At 62.9% G+C, this 17,623-nt stretch carries 15 protein-coding genes and 1 riboswitch; of the genes, 7 read left to right on the forward strand and 8 right to left on the reverse strand.

Going from position 1 to position 17,623, the window contains the following annotated elements:
• Nucleotides 1-183: 183 nt before the first annotated feature.
• Both QMG46_RS06825 and QMG46_RS06830 read left to right on the forward strand, forming a co-directional pair.
• Nucleotides 184-1,455: an O-antigen ligase family protein gene (locus tag QMG46_RS06825; protein WP_281851742.1), complete on the forward strand. Its 1,272-nt coding sequence runs from the start codon at nt 184-186 to the stop codon at nt 1,453-1,455.
• A complete protein-coding gene (locus QMG46_RS06830) occupies nt 1,445-2,218 on the forward strand; it encodes a glycosyltransferase family 2 protein (protein ID WP_281851743.1) in 774 nt (257 codons plus the stop codon). Before QMG46_RS06825 ends, QMG46_RS06830 begins: the two co-directional genes overlap by 11 nt.
• Here QMG46_RS06830 and QMG46_RS06835 read toward each other — a convergent pair whose 3' ends face one another.
• From QMG46_RS06835 to QMG46_RS06845, 3 genes are all read right to left on the reverse strand, one after another.
• Nucleotides 2,219-3,136, reverse strand: coding sequence for a VirK/YbjX family protein (locus QMG46_RS06835; RefSeq protein WP_281851744.1), 918 nt, complete (start codon nt 3,134-3,136; stop codon nt 2,219-2,221). It abuts the gene before it with no gap.
• Between the two features lie 101 nt (nt 3,137-3,237).
• Complete coding sequence (gene lpxL, locus QMG46_RS06840; protein ID WP_281851745.1) at nt 3,238-4,164, reverse strand: LpxL/LpxP family Kdo(2)-lipid IV(A) lauroyl/palmitoleoyl acyltransferase; 927 nt, start codon at nt 4,162-4,164, stop codon at nt 3,238-3,240.
• 55 nt (nt 4,165-4,219) lie between these two features.
• Complete coding sequence (locus tag QMG46_RS06845) at nt 4,220-7,246, reverse strand: autotransporter family protein (RefSeq protein ID WP_281851746.1); 3,027 nt, start codon at nt 7,244-7,246, stop codon at nt 4,220-4,222.
• Between the two features lie 292 nt (nt 7,247-7,538).
• On the opposite strand from QMG46_RS06845, the gene waaA reads away from it, so the two are divergent.
• A complete protein-coding gene (gene waaA, locus QMG46_RS06850; protein ID WP_281851747.1) occupies nt 7,539-8,804 on the forward strand; it encodes a lipid IV(A) 3-deoxy-D-manno-octulosonic acid transferase in 1,266 nt (421 codons plus the stop codon).
• Nucleotides 8,805-8,856: 52 nt separating this feature from the next.
• On the opposite strand, the gene QMG46_RS06855 is transcribed toward waaA, so the two are convergent.
• The 3 genes from QMG46_RS06855 to QMG46_RS06865 form a co-directional block, all read right to left on the reverse strand.
• Nucleotides 8,857-10,215: a TolC family outer membrane protein gene (locus tag QMG46_RS06855; RefSeq protein ID WP_281851748.1), complete on the reverse strand. Its 1,359-nt coding sequence runs from the start codon at nt 10,213-10,215 to the stop codon at nt 8,857-8,859.
• 36 nt (nt 10,216-10,251) lie between these two features.
• Nucleotides 10,252-10,911, reverse strand: coding sequence for a protein-L-isoaspartate O-methyltransferase family protein (locus QMG46_RS06860; RefSeq protein ID WP_281852829.1), 660 nt, complete (start codon nt 10,909-10,911; stop codon nt 10,252-10,254).
• 163 nt (nt 10,912-11,074) lie between these two features.
• Nucleotides 11,075-11,410, reverse strand: a complete 336-nt coding sequence (locus QMG46_RS06865) for a hypothetical protein (RefSeq protein WP_281851749.1) — start codon at nt 11,408-11,410, stop codon at nt 11,075-11,077.
• An 87-nt stretch (nt 11,411-11,497) separates the two neighbouring features.
• Between QMG46_RS06865 and QMG46_RS06870 the strand changes: the two genes are divergently transcribed.
• The 4 genes from QMG46_RS06870 (at nt 11,498) to QMG46_RS06885 (ending at nt 15,999) form a co-directional block, all read left to right on the forward strand.
• Nucleotides 11,498-12,148, forward strand: coding sequence for a TetR/AcrR family transcriptional regulator (locus QMG46_RS06870; RefSeq protein ID WP_281851750.1), 651 nt, complete (start codon nt 11,498-11,500; stop codon nt 12,146-12,148).
• 753 nt (nt 12,149-12,901) lie between these two features.
• Nucleotides 12,902-13,000, forward strand: a riboswitch (TPP riboswitch).
• 90 nt (nt 13,001-13,090) lie between these two features.
• Entirely contained in the window at nt 13,091-14,968 is a 1,878-nt protein-coding gene (thiC, locus tag QMG46_RS06875) for a phosphomethylpyrimidine synthase ThiC (RefSeq protein WP_281851751.1), read from the forward strand.
• A 146-nt stretch (nt 14,969-15,114) separates the two neighbouring features.
• Nucleotides 15,115-15,714: a ferritin-like domain-containing protein gene (locus QMG46_RS06880; RefSeq protein WP_281851752.1), complete on the forward strand. Its 600-nt coding sequence runs from the start codon at nt 15,115-15,117 to the stop codon at nt 15,712-15,714.
• Between the two features lie 108 nt (nt 15,715-15,822).
• A complete protein-coding gene (locus QMG46_RS06885) occupies nt 15,823-15,999 on the forward strand; it encodes a hypothetical protein (protein WP_281851753.1) in 177 nt (58 codons plus the stop codon).
• 65 nt (nt 16,000-16,064) lie between these two features.
• On the opposite strand, the gene ppa is transcribed toward QMG46_RS06885, so the two are convergent.
• Nucleotides 16,065-16,601 (reverse strand): inorganic diphosphatase, encoded by a 537-nt coding sequence (gene ppa / locus QMG46_RS06890; protein WP_281851754.1) that lies wholly within the window; start codon nt 16,599-16,601, stop codon nt 16,065-16,067.
• Between the two features lie 159 nt (nt 16,602-16,760).
• A complete protein-coding gene (locus QMG46_RS06895) occupies nt 16,761-17,597 on the reverse strand; it encodes a 2OG-Fe(II) oxygenase (protein ID WP_281851755.1) in 837 nt (278 codons plus the stop codon).
• Between the last annotated feature and the right edge of the window lie 26 nt (nt 17,598-17,623).

Raw genomic sequence — 17,623 nt, forward strand, 5'->3', positions numbered from 1 at the left:
GGTCGCCCGAACACACAGGCAAGAACGAGGCCTCCCCGTAAAAGGCTTCCGGCCTACGCCGAAATGACGATAGTAGGTTAGGAAGAAAAGCTTCAACGCCAGAGCACGCACCCCAATGCCACGCCAACAAGCGCCACCCCCCGCCGCCCCCTACAATGCCCCATCGCAATCCAACCCAACCTCATGCCGTCCAACGCCCCCTCCCTCCGCGCCGCCCTCCGCTCACCACTACTTCCTTTCTGGCTGGTGATCGCACTGCTGCCGCTGGGGCGCAGTGCGGAGCTCGGCACGGCACTCTGCCTGGTTGGCGTGCTGATGCTTTTCGCCCGCCACCCACGCGCGCTGACCGAGCATCAAGGCGCGCAGTTGTTGCTCTGGTTGCTGGGCGCCTATATCGCCGCCGCACTGATTTCAGCCGTCGATTCAGTCGCACCAGGCAAGAGCTGGTCGACGGTCGCCGCGTTGCTTCGCTACGTTCCCCTCGGCCTGTACGCCTGCTTCGCTATTCGCCGCCTCGAGAAGCTGCGTGCCTTGTATGTCGCGGTCGCTGTCGTCGTGGCGATCTGGACGATCGACGCCTGGGTGCAGGCGCTGACCGGCTGGAGTCTTGGGGGGCATGCGGAGGCGGAGCGAATCTCGGGCATCTTCGGTGCGCATAACCTGAAGCTCGGCCCTGCGTTGGCGGTGCTGTCGCCCTTCGTATTGTGGGCGGCGCGTGAGCGTTGGAAGGTGTGGGGGCTGTTGGCCGCATTCGTGCTGATGCTCGGTCCCGTGCTTCTGGCGGGCTCGCGCGCGGCCTGGGTTTGCTATGGCCTGGTGGCATTGGCGTTTGCGTGGCGAGAGGCTCGTTCGCCGCTGCGTTTCCTCGGCTGGTGCGCCGGCGGTGCCGTGTTGCTGGCGCTGGCCGGTGGCGTCGCCTGGAAGACGTCCGAGCGCTTCCAGACGCGCATGGATCGTACGCTGATGGTCCTGCAGGGATCGGATAAGGCGTTGGATGTCGCGTTGACTGGGCGGCTGGATATCTGGCGTACCAGCGTAAAGATGATCGAAGCACATCCCATCAATGGTGTCGGTGTGCGGGCCTATCGCTACGCCTACGCCCAGTTCGCGCCGCCGACCGATCATTTCCTGACGGCTGAAACCTGCGGCGATGGCGAAGGCGCATGTCATGCGCATCAGCTTGTCCTTGAGGTGCTCACCGAAACCGGGGCGATCGGCCTGTTGCTCTGGCTTGCCGGTGTGGTGCTAGCCTGGCGCTTCTGGTGGCGTGCGGGTGCGGGACGCGATGCCGCATTTCCGGTAACCGTCGCGTTGGCGGCGATGCTGTTTCCGCTCAATACGCACCTGGCTTTCTATTCGGCGTGGTGGGGCTTGTTGTTTGCCTGGCTGCTTGGGTTATGGTGCGCGGCCCTGGCCGTGAACTGGCCTGCCAAGGAGCCCGATCATGCCGCGTGAGCCGCTGTCGGTTGTCGTCATCACCTTCAATAACGCCGATACGCTCGATGCCTGCCTGAGCCAGGTCGATTGGGCCGAAGAAATCGTTGTGCTCGATTCGGGTTCGACCGATGAGACGGTGGCCATCGCCAGGCGTCACGGTGCGCGCATCGACGTCCATCCTTTTGACGACTACGGTCCGCAAAAACAGCGCGCCTATGCGATGGCCAGCCACGACTGGATTCTCAACCTGGATGCCGACGAAATACTGTCGCCCGGCACGCGAGAGGAAATCGAACGCGCGTTGACGGCACCCCGTTATGCCGGGTTTCGATTGCCGCGGCGCGAGCGCATGTTCTGGACCGTCCAGCACCGCTGGAGCTGGCGTAACGGACATCTGCGTTTGTTCGATCGACGCCGCGGCGGCATGAACGATGTCGAAGTGCATGCGGCGGTGGAGGTCGAAGGCCCGGTCAAGACGCTCTGGCGGGCCGACTTCGTCAATGACGGCGATGGCGATATCGCCACGCGGGTGGAAAAGATCAATCGCTACACCACTGGCATGGTGGCGTACAAACTGCGCAAGCAGCAGCGCTTTACCGGTTTTCGCATGGTTTTATATCCGCCGGTGTTTTTCCTGCGGCAATACATCGGCAAACGCTATTTTCTCAACGGCTGGGCCGGCTTTATCGCCAGCGTCACCGGCGCGTTTTACGCATTTCTAAAGTACGCCAAGCTGCACGAGGCGCGCCAGCAAGCACGATCCAGGAGCAAGGGGCCGTAATCAGGCCGCCTTGCGAGTGGTCTGTTCCGCATAGCCGCGCAACGCATCGACGAACAAATGCGTGACCTCCCAACGCAAGGCTTCGCGTTTGCGAAAGGCCGAGCGATGCTTGCTTTCGACCTGCATCTCGTCGCGGACCGGCTCACGCGCAGGCAGGTCGTAGAAGCCGTCCTTGTTCAACTGGCCGTCGCATTCGATCCAGAAGCTGTCGTAGTCGGCCTTGATCTTGCCGCGTGTCAACGAGAACGGATGGGCTGCCTGGCTGATGCCGCGCACGCGTGTCATGTGGCGATCCTCGGCGAAGCCGAGCAGCATCGAAAACAGCAGATTCTTGGGTCGCAGGCCGTGGCATTGCTTGGTCAGTGCGCGCACTGCATCGCGGCCGAGCTGCGTGTTTGCGCCTTGCAGGCAGCCGATCAGCAACGCATGTCCTTCATCGCCGACGGTAAAGATCACCGAAGACAGAACCTCACCCTGCACATTGGTCAGCTGCAGGCACAACTCGCCTTCGCGGCCACGACCGGCGGGGATGGCAAGCCTTACCAGCAAGCGGCTGTTGTCCTTGAGCGAAACCTCGCCCAGCGTGACATGGCCGTCACGGTACATCGTGTCGATCAGCGCTTCGGGCAGGTGCGAACTCACGAAACGATAGTGACTGAGCATCGTGGCGTAGCGCTGGGTCACGCTGAAGCCTCGGTTGATATAGCGATGCAGCGGACGATCGAAAAGATAAGGGTCGCGCGTGTGAATCGCGTTCATGCGCGGGCTGTCGTAGATAAAGCTCAACCAGTTTGCCTGCGCGCGCACATGCGTCAGGCAGCGCGCGGCGTACTTGATGGCGTAGGAAAAGCGCTTGCCACGCGAACCGTGCCAGTCACGGCGTTCGCGCATGGAGCGCAGGATCAACTTGAAAGACATGGCGCGTCATGGCCCGATAAATATCCTGAGCGGATTTCTACCGGGTATCGCCGTCTTAAAACTGTCGCTTGCTGTCTTGAGGCTTTCGTTTAAGGCAAGCGTTAATAAATGGGCGGAAATCCCTCGGGGCGCGTCTTAAAACGTTTGTGCACCCACAGGTATTGTTCAGGCGCTTCACGCACCATCGCCTCGATGCAGTGGTTGATACGCGCCGTATCCGCGCTGGCATCGTCGCTGGGGAAATCGGTCAACGGTGCGCCCAGGCGCAGCGCATAGCCGCGGCCGTCGGGCAGGCGGCGATGAAAGAACGGTATGACCACGGCCTTGGAAAGACGCGCGAGGTGATGCGTTGCCGTGATGGTGGCCGCCGGCACGCCGAAGAACGGTACGAAGGCATTGTCCTTGCTGCGCATGTCCTGGTCCGGTGCATACCACAGCGTGCCGCCACCGCGCAGATACTTCACCGTGCCGCGGATATCGTCCTTGTCGAACATCGCGTCGGCGTAGTCCAGGCGAGAGCGCAGCACCTCGTATTCGAAGACGGCCGAATCCATCTGCCGATACATGCCGGCGATGCGCATGTGCTGCGATACCAGTCGCGCGCACAGTTCGAGGTGGGAGAAGTGGCCGCCGACCAGCAGCACGCCCTTGCCCTGCATGCGAGCCGCTTGGAGGTGCTCCATGCCTTCAATGGTGACCGGCACGCGTTTGAGCGCCTGGTCGCTGCCCATCCAGCCCAGCGCGAACTCCATCATCATCAGGCCGATATCGTGCAGGTTCGCGTCCACCAGCCGCTTCTGCTCGTCGGCGGACAGCTCCGGAAAGCACAGTGCGACATTGGTCGCGGCCACTTTGCGCCGCGGCGAGCGCACGCGCTGCACGATGACGCCGAGCCCATGGCCCAACTGCATCAGCGTGCGATAGGGCAGGCGGGCAATCAGCCAGATGACGCCAATGCCCAGCCATGCCGGCCATTGCCTGGGCGAGAGTAGCGCGCGTGTGAAAGTGGGGCGTGGTGTACCGGGCATCCCCGTTATTGTAACGGTCCGGGTGAGATGCGTCCCACCCGGACTCTGGGCGCCGTCAGAAATTCAAGCGAAGTCCGATGCTCCCCGCCCAGCCGGCGAAGCCGTGGCCGGCCGTGCCGTGCCGGTAGTCGGCCTGCCCAAAGGCGGACAGGTTGGGTGTCAGTGCCGCCGTGGCACCGGCGCCGAGCCGATAGCTGGTTCCCACACGTCCGGCGGCGAACGCATCGCCCATGTTCCAGGCGGCGCTGTAGGTATCGATGCGACTGGCTCCGCCGATCGTGCGCAGGACGTCGGCCCTGAGATAGGGGGTGACGCGCGAAATATCGGTCTTGACCAGGCGTGCACCGGCACGCGCGACGGTCTGGGTCGACGGGCGCAGGGTGATGGCAAGCCCATCGTTGTCCTCGAAAGCATTGAAGCTCAATCGCTGAATGCTCCACTGGGCCTGCGGCTCCAGCTCCCAACCGTTGCCGATCGCGAATGGATAACCCGTTTCCACGGAGAACGTCGAGTTTCGCGCGCGCAGCCTGGCGACGTTGCCGCCACGGGCCGCGGTCGCCACATCGCCATGGAAGCGTTCCCCGCCGACCACAGCATCCACGTAAAAGCCGCCGTCCTGCAGCCAGGTTAGCCAGGCATGGCTGCCGTAGGCGCGATACCGGGCAAAGCTGGCGCCGTCTACGGCATGTGGCGTGACGCGGGTGCTGCCTTTGTCCAGAGCCCAGCCGGCGCGTAGTGCCGAATGGTTGCCGGTCCAGGCGATCAGGCTGCCGCCGAGCTGCAGCGCGTTGACCTGCTGATCGAAGTTGTAGCCGAAGTCGGTGAAATGCCGGCTGCTGCCATAGCGTTGTTGGCTGTTGATGTATCGCGCGAAGAGTTCGCCGCCTTGTCCTTCGGGCCGGGACGCCACTTGGCGGATCTCGCCCAGCCGTTCGTGCAGCGTGCTCACGATCTGGCTGCCGTAGTTGAACAAGGCTGTTGGCGCAGACAGGTACGAAGGCAACTGCGGCACCACCTTCACACGCTGTATCGGCTCCGGTTGTATCAGCTCCTGCGGATCGAGCCTGTCTTCGACGTAGGTGTTGCCGAGCCGGTAATCCCATTGGAGTAACTCGCTGCCGAGTGCGTTCTGGTCCGGGTCGGCCTGGCCCGGGCCAAACGCATGCAGCGTGTATTGGTATGGACCGGCGGCGACATAGCCGCCGCGCAGCGCGAACGCATCGGCGCGCGATTGGCCTGCGACCTGTACCACCGAAATGCCCTCGTCGGCATCCAGGGCGCCATTGCGATTGTGGTCGGTCAGCTGCCCATCGGCCTGGCTTGTCGGCACGATGTCCAGCAAGGTCGACGCCGTCGTTCGGATGTCGCCGTATACCAGCAGGCGATCGGTTTGCTGCCGGTCGAGCGTCCCGCCTTCGTTGAGCAGGGTATGCATGCGCACGACACCGCCGGTACCGGTGACGTCCCCGGCGACGGTCAAGGTTGTGTGGTTGCCGGCGTCGTGGGTGCCGTAGTCGATAGTGCCGCCATCGAGGTCGAGCGCGCCAACCGTCGAGCTGCGCGTCAGTGTCCACGTGCTGCCGCCGGCCACTGTCATGTCGGTGACGACATCGGTAGCGCCTGTCCATGTCGAAACATCGCGCAAGGCGACTTGTATCGGCGATCCGGTTGGGCTCTCTGGTGCCCGAACGATGTCGCCCTCGGCGTGGGATTGGGACAGTGCCAGATCGACTACCGCCTTCTTGTCGCCGGCCTCGACGAGCAGAAGATCGCCGTTACCCCCGATAACCTGGTTGACGCCATTCAACTGGATACTGCCGTCTGCTGCGTACAGCGCACTTGCCTGTGTGCTGCGCAATGCGCCGCCGTTGATCGTGACATGTCCACCGCCCACGGCGACGGCCGATGCATCCACACCGCTGGCCACCACGGTAGTATCGGTGGCGTCGACACCCCCGTCACCGATGGCGGCCAGTCCGAAGGCGCGTTCGCCCGTCGTTTCGATCTGACTGCCGGCAAGCTGGATGCTTGCGCTCCCAGCGGCGAACGCCGCGATGGCGTCCACGCCGAAAGTACGGATGTTCAGTCGGGTGGCATCGATCCTGGCCGCGTTCGTGTTCGAGGCGTGCAGGGCATGAGAGGCCGCGCCGTGCGTGGTGACGTTGCCGGTATCGACCTCCACACGTGCATCGAGCGTCTCGATGCCCGGCGCGCTGCGGCCGGTGGTCTGGAAGTCGATGTTGCTTGCTTTCACTTCGTTGGCAGCAAGCGGCGCCCACAATGCGGCGGCACCCGCTCCCGAGGTGCGGATGGCGACCCGGTCGAACGAGGCCCGATCGACTTGATTGAGATTGACGCCATAGGCGAACTGGCCCGCGGTCTGGATTCTCGTATTGCTCAGCGCGAGGTTGGTTTGCGCCCCGAGCGTCGTCACGCCATGCGCTTCGCGGCCGATCGTGACGATCTGCGTATCGGTGATATGGAGGCTGCTGTTGTCGTTGCGAGCGAGCGCGCCATAGGCGGAGTCGCCCGCGGTATTGATGCGTCCACCGGTGAATGTGATCGAACCCCCGGACTCGGCGAATGCACCGACACCATGTTGCGTGACGAGCGCCGCGCCGGTCAGGCTGGCCCTCGCGCCGCGGCCCTCGGCGCGTACCGCGGCGGCGTCCACGTCGCTGGTGCGGATCAGCGTGCCGAAGCCCTGGGTATCGCGGCCGAACGTGGCGGAGGAGTCGCCGCCCACGAATACCCCGTCGGCGATGCTGGCATTCGTGACGATGCTGCCGCCATTCATGACGATGCTGCCACCGGTCTCCACGCGCACGCCCGAGGCGCTGGTGCCCAGCGTGTTGACGAAGACATCGTCGGCGACCCGAAGCAGGCCGCCGTGGCGCGCATACAAGGCATGTTCGCCGATCTGGTGGGTTTCGTATTCGCCGGTGGTGACATCGAGGGTCGTCCCATCGGCTACTTGCTGGCCGGCCGACTGGGCGACGACAGGGCCGGCCAGTACCCCGGCGATGGCCAGCGCCAGGCCATGCCATGGCAAGGCGGCGTGCATGCTACGAGTCTTGCGCATAAAAACTCCAAACGAGGGCGACAGACGTCGTCTCTCGATATCCGTGGAAGTGGGACCTAAGCAGAAGCGACAAGACAATCAGCCAGTGACTACATGCCGTGACGTCTCATGCCGCTTTCAAGAATGTGTTTTTTGTGAGCCATGAAATGGCCAACAGAGAGTAGAAAGCGGGGCTGCAGCCGCCTATCGGAATAGTTAGAAAAACGCAGCTTCAACCAAGGTTTTTTCTCTTGGTAATCATGAGCTTTTTGAGAGCCGCTATACTCACGGGAACCGAGCCTGGGATATCGCGTTGCGCTACCTCTATACACTCGCCATGTATCTGGCGACGCCCTTCATCGTGTTGCGCCTGCTGTTTCGCGGCGTGCGCTATCGCGACTATCACCGACGCTGGCGCGAACGTTTCGGCTTTGCCCTGGCGCCGGCGGTACGCGGCAGCCTGTGGGTGCATGCGGTATCGGTCGGCGAAGTGAATGCCGCCGAGCCCTTGCTCAAGGCGCTGCGCAACAGCTATCCCAATGCCCCACTGGTGGTGACGACGGTGACCCCGACCGGATCGGAGCGCGTGCGTCAGCTGTTTGGTGACAGCGTGGTACACGTCTACCTGCCCTACGACCTGCCATTTGCCGTCTCACGTTTCCTCAAGCGTGTACGACCGCGGCTGGCAGTGATCGTCGAAACGGAAATCTGGCCCAACCTGTATTTCGCCTGCGGTAAACGCGGCATCCCGATGCTGATCGTCAATGCGCGTCTGTCCGAACGCTCGTTGCGCGGCTATCGCCCGCTCAACGGCATCGTGCGTCAGGCCTTGCGCAGCGTGCGAGTGATCGCGGCCCAATCGCAGACCGATGCAGCGCGTTATCGTCTGCTTGGCGCCGACCCGGCAACGATCCTGGTCAGCGGCAATATGAAATTCGACATGCCGGTGCCATTCGACGCCGTCAACGCAGGTTCACACCTGCGCGAACAATGGGGCCGCCTGCGTCCCGTGTGGATTGCCGGCAGCACGCACGAAGGCGAGGAGATGTCGGTACTGGAAGCACACCTGGATGTGTTGAAGCGCCTGCCCGATGCTTTGCTGCTGATCGCGCCGCGCCATCCCGAACGTTTCAAGATGGTGGAAAACTCGGTGCGCAGCCTGGGCTTTACGTTGGCCACGCGCAGCGCCGAGCGCGTGCCATCGGCGGCGCACCAGGTATTCGTGATCGATTCGATGGGCGAGCTGATGCCTTTCTACGCGGCGTCGGACCTGGCTTTCGTCGGCGGCAGCCTGGTGCCGATCGGTGGCCACAATGTGCTGGAGCCGGCGGCGATGTCGCGGCCAGTGCTAGTTGGTCCGTACACCTTCAATTTCGAAGAGATCACCTTGACGTTGATCAAGGAAGGCGGTGCCGAGCGCATCAATGGCAAGGAAGATCTGGGCTCCAAGACGCTGCGACTGCTGCTCGATCATGCCCGTCGCAAACGCATGGGCGAGCAGGCGCGCCACGTGTTCGACAGCGAACGCGGTGCGGTCAAGCGCGTGATGGAATTGATCGACCAGCAGTTGCAGGAATAAAAAAAAGCCGGACGCATGGCGCCCGGCTCTGTCGATCGCATCTGCGGCAGCGTTACTGCAGTAGCGTATTGATCTCTTCGATGTCCTTCATGTCCACCGTGCCGGCGGTCTGCTTCAACTGCAGCTTGTTCAGCACGAAGTTGTGGCGCGACTGCGAATAGGTGCTCTGCGCCTGGGTCAGGGTCTGAATGGCGGTCAGCACGTTCAACATGGTCTGCGTACCGACGTCGAAGCCCGCGCGGGTAGCTTCGAGCGCCTTCTGGCCCGAATCCACACCGGCCTTGGCCGCTTCCACCTGGCTGATGCCGGCGACCGAGGTGCGATAGAAGTTCAGCGTGTCGCGGGTGACCTGGCGACGCTGGATTTCCAGCGCGTCCTGGGCGGAGTCGCGGTTGTAGATCGACTGACGGACCTGCGACTGCGTGGCGCCGCCGGCGAAGATCGGCACAGTCAGCGTGAGACCCACAGTGGTGCCGTAGGAGCCGTTACCGGAAATATTGCCGGCGCTGGCGTGCTCGAACCACTGCGTGTCCTTGCCGCGCGTCACCTGCGCGTTGAGCGTCGGCAGATGGCCGGCGCGCGCGGAGTTGATCGTGTGCTCGGCCGATTCCACGTTGTACTGCTGGGCGAGAATGGTCGGGTTGTTCTTCAGCGCTTCCTGCACCCAGGCGTTCGGGTCGGCCGGCGAGGGCGGATCCATCGGCAGGTCTTCGCGCAGTTTCTTCAGGTCGCCGGTCGGCTTGCCGGTGATCTGGGTCAGCGCTTCCTTGGCATCGTTGAGCGTGCTTTCGGCCTGGATGGTCTGTGCCTTGGCCTGCTCGTATTCCGACTTGGCCTGGTAGACGTCAGTGATGGCCGAGAGACCGACCTTGAACCGCTGGTCCGCCTGTTCATACGCCTGGCGCAGTGCTTCTTCGTTCGCCTTGGCAAAGGTCAGCTGATCGGCGCTGGTCAGCACGCCGAAGTAGGCCGTGGTGGTGCGCACGTACAGGGCCTGCAGGGCAGCCTGATAGGTTTCATCCTGAGAGCGCGACTGCGACTTGGCCGCCGACACATTGGCCCACTTGCTCAAGTCGACGACCGACTGATTCAAGGTGGCCGAGATGCTGCGGTCGCGAATGTGCCCGACGTCGCCACCGAGGTCGCTGGTGCCCGTGCCGGAGCCCGTGCCGCGGCCACCCGAACTGCTACCGCTGCTCTGGCTCAGCCCGTAGCTGCCGTTGATCTGAGGCAGCAACAATGCGCGAGCCTGGGTCACACCCTCGGCGGTCGACAACCGGGTCGCGTCGGACTGCGACAGCACCGGGTCATTCGCGCGGGCTTCTCGATATGCATCCAGCAGGTCCTCGCTGCGGCCAGTGAGCGGGAGTGCCGCCAGGGCCAGGGCAAGGGTCAGAAGCTTCAAGCGCATGGGTTGCCTCATTGAAAAAGGGTCAAAAGGTTCGAATCAAAAAACAAATCGACGCGGTGGCGCGGCATGTGCGAGGTAGGGCAGGTCGGTTTCGAACAAGCCTTCTTCGCGGTAACGACCATTGCCTTCATGCGTCAACAGCAGCACGTGCTGCACCGGCGACTCGCCACGCACGACCAGCAGACGGCCGCCCGGACGCAGCCAGCTCAGAAAGCGCTGCGGAATCTGGAATACCGCACCGGTCACCACCAGTGCGTCGAACAGGCCTTTGGGCTGCCAGGCGTTCACCGCTTCGCCGACTTCCAGCGTGACGTTGGCGATGCCCGCCTGCGCCAGGCGCTGGCCCGCCGTCGCAACGAAATCCTCGTGGATGTCGATGCTGGTGACCTGGGCGGCAAGACTGGCCATGCAGGCGGTGAGAAAACCCGAACCCGTGCCGATTTCCAGCACATGGTCATTCGGCTGCAGATCGAGTGCCTGCAGGACGCGGCCTTCGATCACCGGCTTCATCATCACCTCGCCATGTCCCAGCGGCAGGCTGAGGTCGGCAAAGGCGAGATTGCGATGCTCGGCCGCGACGAAATCTTCGCGATGCAGCCTGCCCAGTACCTCGAGCACGCGTGCATCGAGCACCTCCCAGGGGCGAACCTGGTTTTCCACCATGTTTTGCCGCGCCTGATCGAAGTTCATCGCCATCTTGCTCACATCTCTGTTTAGTCGAAAAAGGGCTGAAAGGATAAGTGCTTAGGCCGTTTCCGACAATGACCAAAGCCTGCGGCCTGACGTGCTTGCTACGAAGTGCCGGAAGTCATCGCATACGGTTGACGGAAGTCATGCGCCAAGCCATGTCCGCGGACACTCATGCGCTCATACGGTGATCTTGCTTGAGCATAGTGACCGATTTCATCGGTAGCCGCGCAAGTGCATCTTCCATGGCAAGATGCAGCCCGCTGTCGAGCCGCCTGACCCGGGCAGCAAGGCTCGCCTCGCCCCGGTAGCTTGCCGCCACCGACAGCCAGGCCAGCCATCGCGCCAGCCGGCTGCGCTCGGTGGAATCCAGGGCTGCCAGCGCGGTTCGCGCGGCAAACGCGCTCTGCCGTGCGGCGCGCACGCCTTGATCCAGCCAGGCGGCCAGGGCGCGTTGCGCCTGGCGATAGCCGGCGCTGAGGGTGAGTTCGACAGTCGTTGAGGGCATAGAGAGGGCCATTCAGGATGCCCGTGGAAAATAATTGAACCGCGGCGTATACTAAACCCGCGTCAGCCATTTGTGAAGGTGTATGCAATGACCATCCTCCCGCAAGCCAAGCCGCAGGGACCAGGCCGTCCCAAGGACATGGAGAAGCGTGCGGCGATTCTAGAAGCAGCCAAGGCCCTGTTTATCCGCAACGCATTTGCGGGTACCAGCATGGATGCCGTCGCGGCAGAGGCCGGCGTGTCCAAACTGACCGTGTACAGCCACTTCGGTGACAAGGACAACCTGTTCCGCGAGGTGATTCGCGCGCGCATCCAGGACCTGGTTCCGGAAGATATTTTTCGCTACGAGCCGCAGACCGAAGTCCGCGAGATGCTGCTCAAGATCGCCCTCCACCACGCGCACCTGGAATGTGACGTGCAGAACGTGGGCACCTTCCGCGCCATCCTCAGCGATTGCCGCCAGGGCAATCCCCGCTACGGCAAGCTGATGTGGGAGGAAGGCCCCGACCGCACGCACGGGCTGATGGAGCGCCTGCTGCAACACGCGGTTGACGGCGGCAAGCTGGATATCCCCAATACCAAGCGCGCCAGTGCGCAGTTTTTCTCGCTGATCAAGGGTGAGTTGCTGCTGCGTCGCATGTTTGGTTGTGAGGACTGTGCGCAGTCGTATGCGGCTGAGATTGAGCAGACCGCGCGTGATGGTGTGGATATGTTCTTGCGCGCGTATTTGCCGCGCTGATCGGATTGGCCGGCGATCGGGCCGGCCATGGATGACTCTTCCTTTTTTCGTCATCCCGGCGCAGTTCGGGATGGTTTACCGCTGCCTCACGACTTCGTCATCCCCGCGTAGGCGGGGATCCAGTGGCTTCGGTGTTGGGTTGCCGCTTGAGCGTTGATGCGCTCTAGCTAGAAAGTCGCCTCTGGCGTGTTTCGCCGACCTGCCGGTCGCCGAGTTACTTTCTTTGCTTGTCCAAAGAAAGATAACCAAAGAAAGGACACCCCTAGTCCGCCGTCCTTCGGACCGTGAGGTCTGGCCGGGCTTTTCGACAGGACATCCGTGTCCTGTCGAAAAGGACTCGGCGTCCCTGCCGAGCCCCCCCTTCGGGGGCCTGATCGTCCAAACCTCACTCGGCTCCCGAGGGGGCCCGAAGAGCTGACGACTCGCTGCGCATCGCTTGTCGAGAGCAGAGCTGCACTGTGGGTGATGTTCCCGCGAGCACCCGGCCCCCTCACCCCAACCCTCTCCCCCGGCAAAGCCAGGAGAGAGGGGGCACGCTTTAAGTCCTCGCCGCTACGACGCCTCACGCATCAATCCGGCGTCCAGCAGAAGCTAAAAGTGTCCCTTGACGATTCGAGTAGGCGGTACGAACGTTCTATCCCCAATGCAGCTCAGAAGCGGTCAGGTCGCCCAAGCGCCCAGGCAAGAGCCCGACGCATGCGCTCCCAACCCACATTCACTCGCGACTAACCCCACTTTCTGTTCAAATAGATCCCTTGGAAGCGGGGGTGCCGGCAAACATGGCCGGCTGAGAGAGTCCCTTCGAACCTGATCCGGTTAGCACCGGTGTAGGGAAGCTTCGTGGCACAGATCGGCCTGTGCCTCCGGCGCCATCGCTTTCGTCCGCGATTTCTCGCGAAGCCCCTCATCCGGGTGCTTAACTTCTGTAAGGACGTATTGCCGATGAATGCCCTGTCCTCCGAGCTCGTGCGCGCCGCGCAGGAACTGTCCGAAGCCGTGACGCGCCCGATTCCCGGGTCGCGCAAGATCCACGTCCAAGGCTCGCGCGATGATCTGCGCGTGCCGATGCGTGAAATCGAACAGGCGCAGACGCCGACGCTGTTCGGCGGCGAAACGAATCCGCCGATCACCGTCTACGACACCTCCGGCCCGTACACCGATCCGGACTATCGGGTCGATCTGGCCGCCGGCCTGCCCGAATTGCGTGCGGCCTGGATCGCCGAGCGTGGCGACGTCGAGCAGCTTGGCGACCTGACTTCCAGCTTCGGCCGCCAGCGTGCGAACGATCCCAAGCTGGCGCCGCTGCGCTTCACCGGTACGCGCGCGCCGCTGCGCGCCAAGGCCGGCGCGAACGTCACGCAGATGCATTACGCGCGCAAGGGCATCATCACGCCGGAGATGGAATACATCGCGATCCGCGAGAACCAGCGGATCGAGGCGTTGGCGCAAAGCGCCTTGCGCAACCAGCATCCGGGTCAGGCCTTCGGCGCTTCGCTGCCGAAACTGATTACGCCCGAATTCGTGCGCGACGAAGTGGCGCGCGGGCGCGCGATCATTCCGGCCAACATCAATCACCCGGAAAGCGAGCCGATGATCATCGGCCGTAATTTCCTCACCAAGATCAATGCCAACATCGGCAACAGCGCCGTGTCCTCGAGCATCGCCGAGGAAGTGGAAAAGCTGGTGTGGTCGATCCGCTGGGGCGGCGATACGGTGATGGATCTTTCCACTGGCAAGAACATCCACGAGACGCGCGAGTGGATTATCCGCAATTCGCCGGTGCCGATCGGCACCGTGCCGATCTACCAGGCGCTTGAAAAGGTCGGCGGCGTGGCCGAGGACCTGACCTGGGAGTTGTTCCGCGACACGCTGATCGAACAGGCCGAGCAGGGCGTGGATTACTTCACCATCCATGCGGGCGTGCTGCTGCGCTTCGTGCCGCTGACCGCCAAGCGCGTTACCGGCATCGTGTCGCGTGGCGGTTCGATCATGGCCAAGTGGTGCCTGGCGCATCACAAGGAAAATTTCCTCTACACGCACTTCGAAGACATCTGCGAGATCATGAAGGCGTACGACGTCTCCTTCAGTCTCGGCGATGGCCTGCGTCCGGGTTGCGTGGCCGACGCCAATGACGCGGCGCAGTTCGGCGAACTCGACACGCTCGGCGAACTCACCCAGATCGCCTGGAAGCACGACGTGCAGGTGATGATCGAAGGCCCCGGCCACGTGCCGATGCAGTTGATCAAGGAGAACATGGAGCGCCAGCTGGAGAAGTGCCACGAGGCGCCGTTCTACACGTTGGGGCCGTTGACCACCGATATCGCACCGGGTTACGACCACATCACGTCCGCCATCGGCGCGGCGATGATCGGCTGGTTCGGTACCGCGATGCTCTGCTACGTGACGCCGAAGGAACATCTCGGTCTGCCGAACAAGCAGGACGTGCGCGACGGCATCATCGCGTACAAGATTGCCGCGCATGCGGCCGATCTGGCCAAGGGCCATCCGGGTGCGCAGGTACGCGATAACGCACTCAGCAAGGCGCGTTTCGAATTCCGTTGGGACGACCAGTTCAATCTCGGTCTCGATCCGGAAAAGGCCAAGGAATTCCACGACGAGACCTTGCCCAAGGACGCACACAAGTCGGCGCATTTCTGCTCGATGTGTGGGCCGAAGTTCTGCTCGATGAAGATCACCCAGGACGTGCGCGACTACGCCGCCGAACATGGCGTAGACGAGATCGTGGCGCTGGACGAAGGCATGGCCGAAAAAGCAGCTGAATTTCGCTCGCAAGGCGCCGAGGTCTATCGCAAGGCGTAAAGCGGTGAGTCGATGAACCGAAACATGCCGCGCGTTGCAAAACGCGCGGCATTTTCACTTGTGCTTCGCGGGCGTGAATCCAGGATGGGCATCGTTGCGCGGTGATTTCGTCACCGATCCCATCCACTCGTCACGAGGAGGCAGGTATGGCCGCCAAGAAGCCGTTTCTCAGCGATATCGAGACCATTCGCAAACGTGCCCGCGCGCACATCGACAAGGGCGCCATCACCGATGGCTACAGCGCCGACCGCGACACGGTGATCAAGATATTGAACGAAGCCCTGGCGACCGAGATCGTCTGTGTCTTGCGCTACAAGTATCACTACTACATGGCCAAGGGCATTCACGCCAAGAGCGTGGCGGCGGAGTTCCTGGAGCACGCCACCGAGGAGCAGGGCCACGCCGACCGCATCGCCCAACGCATCACCCAGCTCGACGGCACGCCCAACCTCAACCCCGAAGGCCTGCTCAGCCGCAGTCATTCCGATTACGCCGAGGGCGAGGATGTGGCCGATATGCTCAAGGAGGATCTGGTAGCCGAGCGCATCGCGATCGATAGCTATCGCGAGATCATCCAGTACCTGGGCAACGACGATCCGACCACGCGCCGCATGATGGAAGACATCCTGGCGAACGAGGAAGAGCACGCCGAGGATCTCTCCACTCTGCTGGACCAGCTCGGTCGCAAGGGCGAGCCGGCCAAGCCGGCCAAGGATCGCCGGGCGTCGTCCTCGACCCATCATTAGATTGGGCCAGATTGAGTTGGCCAGTTGCCAATGGATGTTGCCCGCGTGTCCTCCAATTCGGGTATCGAGGCGTTATCCATGGCATACCGTGTCCATGGAGCCGCTGCCATGCCCGAATCAAGCCAGCCGATACGCCCCAGCCACCGCTGGTTGCGTGGCGTTCTGACGGTGATTTCAGCCCTGGTGCTGGGGCTGTGCCTGCTGATGTGGTGCTGGAACGAAGCACCGGGTACCGCTCCGGTAGCGGTCAGCCAGGCCGACGGGCAGGTCAGCAGCGGTGAGTAGCCGGGGCCGTGCCGGATATGAAAACGGCGCCTGAGGGCGCCGTTTTTTATGCAGGACAGGGCTGATTACTTCTTGTCCGCCTGGTAACGCTTCATGCCGGCCTCGATCTCGGCCTTGGCCTCTTCGGCGCCGACCCAGCCATCGATCTTGACCCACTTGCCCTTCTCCAGGTCCTTGTAGTGCTCGAAGAAGTGGCCGATGCGCTCCAGCCAATGGCCGGAGACCGCCTTGATGTCCTTGATGTGCGCATAACCGGCGAAAATCTTCTCGACCGGCACCACCACCAGCTTCTCGTCCGCGCCCGCTTCGTCGGTCATCTTGAGCATGCCGACCGGATGGCAACGGATCACCGAGCCCGGCACCAGCGGCAGCGGCAGGATCACCAGCGCGTCCAGCGGATCGCCGTCGCCGCCCAGCGTGCCCGGCACATAGCCGTAGTTGCAGGGATAGCGCATCGGGGTCGAAAGGATGCGATCGACGAAGATCGCGCCGCTTTCCTTCTCCACTTCGTATTTGACCGGCTCGGCATCCTTGGGGATTTCGATAATGACGTTGATTTCGTTCGGCACGTCACGGCCGGCGGAGACGAGGTGCAGACCCATGGGAGATGATCCTTGGAGGGGAAAGGGGAAACCCGAAAGGATACGGGAAAGGCCGCTGCGCTGCAGCATGGGAGTGAGTGAAGAGAAGTGAGGAGTAAGAGACGAGTCAGCTCAAGTTTGTGCTCGTATCTCTCACTCCTCACTCCTCTCCACTCACTTCTAGGGCCTGAAAGGCCTCTCCCGCAGCCATTTTGTGGCAATCCACTTCTCCCCCCGCGTCACCGGCAGCCCGGCATGCAGCGAAGCCTGCTCGCCGGTCTCATAGGCGAAGTAGACGGCCGAGCCGCGCTGGGCGGTCACGGTCAGGCCGACCGCGGGAAAGCCCGTGCCGCCACCTTCCTCGGGGGTGTTCAGATACATCACCACGCTGGCGACGCGCTGGCCGCCCTTGGCGGTGATGGTCGAATAGCCCGGTTGCGAAGGGTCGAACCAGTCGTGATGCGCTTCGTATTCCTGGCCGGGGAGGTAGTGCAGTACCTGCAGGCCCTCGCCAAATTCCACCGGCATGTCCAGCAGCTTGGCCAGGCGGGCTTCGAGTGTGGCGATCAGCGGCGTTTCGCCGAGCGAAAAGAACATGCCCCGGCTGGTGCGTGCTGCGTCGACCTGTTGCTTGCCCTGGTTGTCCACGGTCATCGCGCGATTCAGGCGGGGGCGTGCCGCATCGATCAAAGCCTCGCATTCCTCCGTCGAAAGCAGGCCGTCGAGAACGCGCAGGGCGGGTGCCTCGACGCTGATGGTGACGCGAATGGGCTGATCGTCGACCAGGACCTGGGGCGCTTCGGGGTGCTTCGGGCGCCGGCCGCTTGGGCGCGGCGCGACCGCGTTGAGCGAGGTCAAAGGGATATCCAGCACTTCGGAGACGGCACGCCGGCTTTGCGCGGCGTCGTAGCCGGCTTCCTTGAGCAGGCGTAGTACCTCGGGCACGCCATGCCCGGCGCGGGCGGTAGCGAGGATCCATTCGCGCAATTCGGGGCGGACTTTGTGAAAGCTTTTCATTCGCTCTGTATGAGATGGTCGCGCAC

This window comes from Dyella sp. GSA-30, assembly GCF_027924605.1.
Classification (GTDB): Bacteria; Pseudomonadota; Gammaproteobacteria; order Xanthomonadales; family Rhodanobacteraceae; genus GSA-30.